This window comes from Archangium sp. (genome assembly GCF_036389735.1).
Lineage (GTDB): Bacteria > Myxococcota > Myxococcia > Myxococcales > Myxococcaceae > Archangium.
Genome location: NZ_DASVWK010000495.1, coordinates 1 through 7035, shown reverse-complemented (window position 1 = coordinate 7035; position 7035 = coordinate 1). Strand labels below are relative to the sequence as shown.

The following is a 7035-nucleotide window of genomic DNA, read 5'->3' as shown; positions in this document are numbered from 1 at the left end:
TCTCGCGCGCTTCGAGCTCCTCGGTGACCTTCTTGAGCTCCTTCTCCGCCTGGTCGCGCAGCTTCGTGTACTGCTCCTTGAGCTGCTTCTCGCGGTCCTCCAGCTTCTTCTTCTCCAGATCCACCTGGGCCCGGATCTTCTGGCTCCGCTCCTTGAGCTGTTTCTCGCGCGCATCGACCTCGGCGGTGGACTTCTTGACCGCCTCGTCGATCTGGGCGCGCAGCTTCTGGAGCTCGTCCTTGATTCGTGGCTCGCGGGACGAGAGCCGTGCCGCCGCGCCTGGCTCCTTCTTCTGGGCCTGGGCGCGCAGCTTCTGGAGCTCGTCCTCGAGCTGCTTCTGGCGGGCCTCCAGCTCCGAGGTGACCTTCTTGACGGCCTGCTCGGCCTGGGCGCGCAGGTTCTTGTACTCCTCTTCGAGCTGCTTGATGGGCGCTTCGACCTGCGCGATGACCTTCTGGATCTCCTGCTCGGCCTGGGCGCGGAGCTTCTCGTACTCGTCCTGAAGCTGCTTCTCGCGCTCCTTGAACTTCGCCACCAGGGCGTCCTTGCGCTTCTTGATGACGGAGGACAACTCGGAGATCAGCGACTCACAGCGCTGCTCCACCTTCTTGCCCAGCCCATCGAGCTGCGTCACGAAGGACTGCTCCTTGCTCTTCACCTGGCCCTCCAGGGCCTGGCAACGCGAGGAGAACGCCGGCTCGATCGCCGTCACACTGCTCCGGACACGGCCCGCGGAGGTGTCGAGCTTCTGCCGCAGGGAGAGGACCTCTTCCCCGGCCTTGTCGAATCGGGTCCACAGCGCCTTCACTCAGGGCTCCATCTTCGCCAGCTCGGCATCCAGGGCATCGATCTTCCGCGAGAGCTCCCCGCCCACCTTTTCCACCTCGGGGCGCAGGGTGGCCAGGGCGGACTCGAGCTTGCCCGTCAGGGTCTCGATCTCGCTCCGGATCGGCTTCACACGGGTCACCACGCCCGTGCTGAAGGACTCCAGTTCTCCGCGAAGCTCCGTTAGCTTGCCGCGCAGTTCCTGCATGGTTCCGCTCCGTCCTTCGACGTGTTGCTCACTTCAGCTTCTTGAGGGACGCCTTGGCGGCCTCCACCGTCCCCGACAGCTTGCTCACACCCTGGGACATCCGTGACGTCGCTCCCTCGAGCCCGCTCCTGGCCTCCGCCACCTTGCCGCCCACCTCCGTCCGGGCCCCGCTGAGCGCCGCCTTCGCCTCCGCTTGAGCGCTCTTCATCTTCGCACGCACGGCGGCCATCGCGCCCTGGTAGGCGGCCGAGGTCTCCCCGAGGGCGCCTCCCACGGCCGCCGAGAGGTCCGCCTTGGCGGCATCCACCTGGGGCGAGACATCATAGGTGGGAGCAGGCGGCCCAGCGTCCGGTGACTCCTTTACCTGGATGAAGAGGTGCCCCTCGCCCATGCGGATGATCTGCGTGTCACCCCCGGAGGTGCGGTGCATGCGCCACACCGGCTTGTCGTCCTGGAAGTCATGGGTGAAGGCCGTCTGGCTCTTCTTGTTCAAGCCCATCAGGATCTGATCGCCCTGGCCGTCCTGGGGTGTGCGGACGCCTTCCTTCCAGTCGATGAAGCGGACCAGTTCGGCGCGGTCGTAGTGCAGCTCCACCAGCACGCGCGTGTTCTTGTACGGGGGGAAGAAGAACTCGCCCGGGAAGTGGATGGGCTCGGCGGGCACGTTCACCGTCTTGTTCCACAGCGGCACCGTCATCTGGAAGTAGGAGACCGAGGTCTTCTCGTCGTCGACGATGAGGTAGCGCCTGTCCTGGGGCTCGCCTCCCGGACTGTGCACCAGGCCCTCGACATGGATGGGGTAGCGCGGGGCCCGGTAGGGGGGCAGGGTGACCACTGGCTCGGAGGCGGACTCCATCCGGATCGCCATGAGAACCTGGTAGCCGGCGACCTTCGCCCGCTGATCGTCGTGCCGGCCCTCGTTCTCGGCGTGGGCCTCCAGCTCCAGCTCCAGCACCCGCATGTCCTCGTCACGCCCCGTGAGGTTGGAGGGCCAGAGCGGGCCCACCAGGTGCAGCAGCGCGCCGGGAAAGACGCTCACCGAGGGGTAGTCCTTGAAGGACACTTGGAGCTGCCGCTGGCGCACCTGGAGACGTGTCTTCTCCAGCTTCTGGCGCTGCTCGGCCTGGGCGGTGATGGGCGTGCGCAGCAGCACGTCGTGGGACACGCCAGGGATGGCCTGGGCCTGTTCGAGCGGCACGGTGGTGGGCCCATTGGCCAGGGCGTTGAGCACGCGGGTGCCGTGGCGGATGGGCGGCGGCAGGTGCACCTGCACGTGCTCCACCCGGAGGCGGTCCAGCGAACCCACCTGACCCGAGGAGGGCTTGCTGTCGGCCAGCAGGTACTCGTTCTTCTGGCTGTCGTAGCTGAAGACGCCGTTGTGGGTGTCCACGTACCAGAGGACGAAGTCGTAGAAGCTCACCCCGGGGGCGTCCGCGCCCAGCGCGACGCACAGCATGGGCAGCTTCTGCCGGAGCGTGGCCCAGTCATGGGAGAGCTGGAGGCTGGCCTTGTGTGCGTCGATCAGCTCGGCCACGGACATGTCCGTGTGCAGCTCGACGGGGCGGTGCTGGCGCCAGAGCACCTGGGCGGGGTCGGCGAATTCGATGGTGTAGCGGCGGAAGACGCGCTCGCCTCCCTTGTTGCTCCCGTGGGTCTCCGCCAGGAGGCGGCGGCTGCGCACGAGGCCCTGGAGCACGAGCGGCGCGGGCGGCGGATTGGCCGTGTGGTCCACCGCGGCCACGGACAGCCGCACCTGGATCAGGTCCGGCTTGAGGAAGGCGGTGAAGAGCGGCGCGTCCTTCTTCTCCAACGCGGTCCAGAAGGTGACCGAGGCGGTGAAGCCGTGCGGATTCAGGCGCACGGACGCGTGCTTCACCTGGCCGCCGGGAATGGAGAAGGACTTGCCGCCGAAGGAGAGCGTCAGCTCGAACTGAAGTTTCTCCTGGAATGCCTTCCTCACCCGGGGGCTCCTCCTGTCGTGCAGAGCGCCAGGGGCATCATCGCACATCTCCCCGGAGACCGCCCCCGGAGACAGTGACGGAGCCGCCCCCGGGAGGCATGGCGGGAGGGCAGGGAAGCACGGGGCGAGGGCTGGGGAGTGGATTATAACGCGCCCGCATGACCCGACATGTTCCGCTCCTCTGCCTCCTGCTGCTGTCCTGCACCAAGCCATCCTCGCCGGCTTCGGCGCCGGCTCCCGCGCAAAAGCCCCAGGCTCAAGTGACGGCGGATACGGGGCCTGGTCCCTCCAAGCCCGTGGAGGGCCCTCGCTGCTCGGCGAGCACCCTGAACGCCGAGCCGAGCGCGCCCCGATCTCCCTTGCCGCCCGCGGTGGAGTCGATGCGCCGCCGTATCATCGCCGCCGCGGTGGCCTGTGACTACGAGGCGCTGGCCAGACTCGCCAGCGAGAAGGGAGCGGAGTTGTCCCTGGGTTTCGGCACCGATACGGACGTGGCGGCCACCTGGCGCAAGAGCGAGCAGGATGGAGTCCCGGTGCTTGCGCAACTGGTGAAGGTGCTCAACGTGCCCCATACCCAGGAGGAGACCGTCTACGTCTGGCCCTCGGCGTTCAGCGACAAGGACACGCCGGAAGACTGGAAGGCCCTGGAGGGTCTGTACCCCGCCGAGCGGCTCGCCCAGTGGCGCGAGGGGGACGGTTATACGGGCTTCCGCACTGGCATCGACGCGACCGGGGACTGGCAGTTCGCCCTCAGGGGGGACTGAGCGGTCCCCCAAGTGGCGTTCGTGGTGCCCTCCCGCTCTGACTCGGGAGGGTGGACCCCACTAGGGGTAGAACCACGTCTTGTGCTCGAGATCGAGGTGCACCCACGTCACGAGGAGCTCGCCGGCTCCGGGGTAGAGGGCCTTGTTGGTCTGAAGGACCTTCCTCACATGGTCCGCGGTGTAACCCACGATGTGGAAGTCCGTCGCGGTCCCGCGCAGGTGCGCGGATTTCTTCGCGCCCTTGATGTGGGTGTTATAGGCCGGCGGGCGCAGCCAGCAGTGCACCCCGATGGGGCTCTTGAAGTGATCGCGGACGACGTCGAGCGCCTTGGCCTGGCGCACGATGTTGTGGAGGATCGTCGGACTCACCTCGCTCGCGCTGGCGTGGCGGTTGAATTGGGGCAGCCAGAGCGCCTCGTGCCAGGTGAAGTACTTGGAGCCGGTGATCTTCGCCTTGAAGTCCTTGCTGATCTGCTCGTAGCTCGGGACGCCAGAGGTCGTCTTCGCGGGGATGACCGTGGAGCCCCCGCTGCCTCCGACCGCTCCGCTGCCCGTGGAGACGCTCGAGACGATTCCCGCCTTCTGCTTGACGAGCTGGTCCACTGCCGCCTGGGTCTGCGGGCCGAGGATGCCGGGGCCTGTCTGCATCTGCTTGTCGGTCATGTACCCGTACTTGACGAGCAGTTGCTGCAGATCCTTGACCGCCTCGGCGGAAGGCTTTCTGGAAGAGCCCGCCGAGCTGGAAGTGGTCTGGGAAGTCTGGGAGGAACTGGAGGGGAGCGGCCCCGACTGGGTCCGGGCCACCTGATCGAAGTTCGTGAGCTTGTATTGCCGGATGAGCTTGATGAGCGTCTGGGAGTAGTTGGGATCCGTGGCGTAGCCCGCCTTGTGGATCTCCTTGGCGAACCGCTCCGCGTCATCCGTGTGCCGCATGGCCTCGGCGTAGCGCTTGTTCACGATGAAGAACAGCCCGTGATCCTTGAAGGACTCCGCCGCCGACCGATAGACGCGGAAGCCATCCTTGATCACGACATCCTGGCCGTTCTCATGCTCCCAGGTGGTCATCACGGCGGTGCCCACCGTGCCCTTGCCCTTGATGCCAAAGTAGTTGTGGTGCTTCGTGGCCAGGCCGGACTTGCCCCAGCCGCTCTCCAGGATGGCCTGGGCCAACGTCACCGATGCGGGCACTCCAGTGGCGCGCTGGCTCTCGATGGCATCCGCCGCGACGGAGTCCAGGAATGCATTGCCAGTCTTTGGGATCTTGACCGCACCCACGTGTTGTCCAACGGTGCTCATGCGCCCTCCGGCAGCAAGAGGCCAGTCCGCCAGGCAATCAGGCGGAGGCCATCACGATAACCCAGTGCCTGGCGGACTGCCTAGATCGCCGCCGATAGAAGGATCAGGGCAGGGTGAATCCTCGGGCGATGCGAGCCGTATGATCCTGCCAGGTCTTGGCACCCCGCGGGTGGCTCCACTCGAAGCCGTAGATGACGCCATTCTTCTCCAGTTGCTTGAGGTAGAGGATCCTCCCCTCCCGATCCTCTCCGGAGAGCACCCACCACCCCTTGCCCCGGGGCTGGTAGGTGACGCGAACCCCCTCCTCTCGCCAACGCTCAAGGGTGGCCCGCCGGTGCCAGGCCAGGTTCGTCCGGCCCTCGGGCTCATCGTCGAGCTTCACCACCTGTGAGCCCCAGACCTTGAGGCTCACCTTGCCCGAGGCATCCCGGAACTCCTGACCATCGCCGTTCTGCGACTCGCCCTGTCCCTCGAAGCCTGGGGGGAGGGCGATGGAGTAGCCGTAGCGTGTGTTGGAATAGCTGCTCCAGCCCTCGGGAGCGGGCGCCGCGAGGACGAGCAGGGAGAGCAGGGAGTAGAGGAGCATGGGGCACCTTGGGTGAGAAAGGAGGTCAGGGCCTTGCGGGCTCGGGCCAGAAGGTGGCGACCTCGACGTCCTGGAGGGACACGAGATTCTTCTTCGTCCGGGTGTCGAAGACGTACACCGAGCTCGGCCCGGTGATGAGCAGCAGATCTCCCTGGAGCTGGATGCCCAGGCGGTCGCCCTGCTGGGCCGTCAACCCCTCGAGCTCCACGAGCTTTCCCTCCTGCTCCCAGCGCAGCGGGGGGGAGGGGTGGTAGAGGGACTCGTCATCCGGTCTCTGCATGGCCCGGTAGTGAAGCGTCCCACCCGGGGTGGTCAGGGACATCCACCGTCCGGTCTCGTCCTGTCCCGGAAGGGCCGTATCCAGCTTCCGCGCGGCGCTCTCCGAGGCCTTCTGTCCGGGCAGGTCCTCGGAGGGCTTCGGCAGGGACAGGGTCTTGGCGGCCTCGAGTGCGCGGACCTCGGGGGCACCCGCTGTCTCATAGAGGCTCCCCTTCGCCTCGAAGCGCTTCCAGGTCCCTCCCTCCAGCCGGTACGCGAGGGCCAACCCCGGCATGCCCTCGCCCGCCGGGACCGGGTAGCGCTGGCTCTCGAAGGAGACGAACCGTTCGCCGGCCTCGCTCTTCTCCGCCTCGCGTTCAACGTAGACGTCGGCGACGAGCGCCACCGGACGTCCCTGGGCGTCGAAGCCCACTTGAGCGACGTAGGGTTTGTCGGGGGCCTGTTCTCCCGTCCCTCCGGGCAGGTCCTTCAAGTCCAGCGGTTTGCCCGTCTTCGTGGCGAAGTCCACTCGCCAGATGCGCGCCTGGGCGCCTTCGCCCACGGGCCAGATGAACATCAGTCCCTCCCTACCATCCGGGCTCCAGGAACCCCGGGACTGGAGGCAGTCCGCATTGAAGGAAAAGACCGTGGTGGGCTCACCGGAGGGCAGCGGGTGCCGTACCCATGCGCACCGCTCGGAGCCCTCGGGTTTGAGGTAGGAGAGCGCGGGCCCGGAGAAGAGGGCCGGCGGTGGCGTCGGGGTGGGGGCCTTGCTCGGAGTGGAGACGGTGGCGACCCCCGCGTCCGTGGGAGCGGGGGACTTCGATTTGCAGCCCGCCAGCGCGAGGGCAATGGCGAGCAACGGACGGCTCCAGCGAAGCAAGGGCATGACGACTCCTCGGGCCTTCACGGGTTGGAGAGGGGGCGCGCGGACTATCCCCGCTCCAGAGGAGCAAGTCACGCGCCACGGGGCTCACTCCCTCTGGAGCACGGCCTTCTCGGGCTCGGCCTCGAGCTCCGGCCATTTGATGGAGAGCTTCCCATCCTTCACCACGCAGGTGGCCTCTTCGGCGAACACGGTACGCACCGGGTTGAGTGTCTCCGGCCGGCCGAGCACCAGCTGGCTGGTGGCCACTCG

The 7035-nt window shown here is 67.1% G+C and carries 7 protein-coding genes; 1 reads left to right on the top strand and 6 read right to left on the bottom strand.

Going from position 1 to position 7035, the window contains the following annotated elements:
• The 3 genes from VF794_RS17420 to VF794_RS17410 form a co-directional block, all read right to left on the bottom strand.
• On the bottom strand, positions 1 to 808 hold an 808-nt coding region (locus VF794_RS17420), incomplete at its 3' end, for a hypothetical protein (protein WP_331111816.1).
• Positions 809 to 1033: a hypothetical protein gene (locus VF794_RS17415; RefSeq protein WP_331111814.1), complete on the bottom strand. Its 225-nt coding sequence runs from the start codon at positions 1031 to 1033 to the stop codon at positions 809 to 811. It lies immediately after the preceding gene.
• Positions 1034 to 1061: 28 nt separating this feature from the next.
• Positions 1062 to 2993, bottom strand: coding sequence for a hypothetical protein (locus VF794_RS17410; protein WP_331111812.1), 1932 nt, complete (start codon positions 2991 to 2993; stop codon positions 1062 to 1064).
• A gap of 380 nt (positions 2994 to 3373) precedes the next feature.
• Here VF794_RS17410 and VF794_RS17405 point away from each other — a divergent pair, with 380 nt between their 5' ends.
• Positions 3374 to 3757, top strand: a complete 384-nt coding sequence (locus VF794_RS17405) for a hypothetical protein (RefSeq protein WP_331111810.1) — start codon at positions 3374 to 3376, stop codon at positions 3755 to 3757.
• Between the two features lie 60 nt (positions 3758 to 3817).
• Here VF794_RS17405 and VF794_RS17400 read toward each other — a convergent pair whose 3' ends face one another.
• The 3 genes from VF794_RS17400 to VF794_RS17390 form a co-directional block, all read right to left on the bottom strand.
• Positions 3818 to 5053 (bottom strand): glucosaminidase domain-containing protein, encoded by a 1236-nt coding sequence (locus VF794_RS17400; protein ID WP_331111808.1) that lies wholly within the window; start codon positions 5051 to 5053, stop codon positions 3818 to 3820.
• Positions 5054 to 5156: 103 nt separating this feature from the next.
• Positions 5157 to 5639: a hypothetical protein gene (locus VF794_RS17395; protein ID WP_331111806.1), complete on the bottom strand. Its 483-nt coding sequence runs from the start codon at positions 5637 to 5639 to the stop codon at positions 5157 to 5159.
• A gap of 25 nt (positions 5640 to 5664) precedes the next feature.
• Positions 5665 to 6786 carry a hypothetical protein gene (locus VF794_RS17390; RefSeq protein ID WP_331111804.1) on the bottom strand — a complete coding sequence of 374 codons (1122 nt, stop codon included), beginning with the start codon at positions 6784 to 6786 and terminating at the stop codon, positions 5665 to 5667.
• Positions 6787 to 7035 lie beyond the last annotated feature (249 nt).

Coding starts and splice junctions, on each gene's coding strand:
- VF794_RS17395 (WP_331111806.1), bottom strand. CDS start 5,639: ATGCTCCTCTACTCCCTGCTCTCCCTGCTCGTCCTCGCGGCGCCCGCT.
- VF794_RS17405 (WP_331111810.1), top strand. CDS start 3,374: ATGCGCCGCCGTATCATCGCCGCCGCGGTGGCCTGTGACTACGAGGCG.
- VF794_RS17415 (WP_331111814.1), bottom strand. CDS start 1,033: ATGCAGGAACTGCGCGGCAAGCTAACGGAGCTTCGCGGAGAACTGGAG.
- VF794_RS17390 (WP_331111804.1), bottom strand. CDS start 6,786: ATGCCCTTGCTTCGCTGGAGCCGTCCGTTGCTCGCCATTGCCCTCGCG.
- VF794_RS17400 (WP_331111808.1), bottom strand. CDS start 5,053: ATGAGCACCGTTGGACAACACGTGGGTGCGGTCAAGATCCCAAAGACT.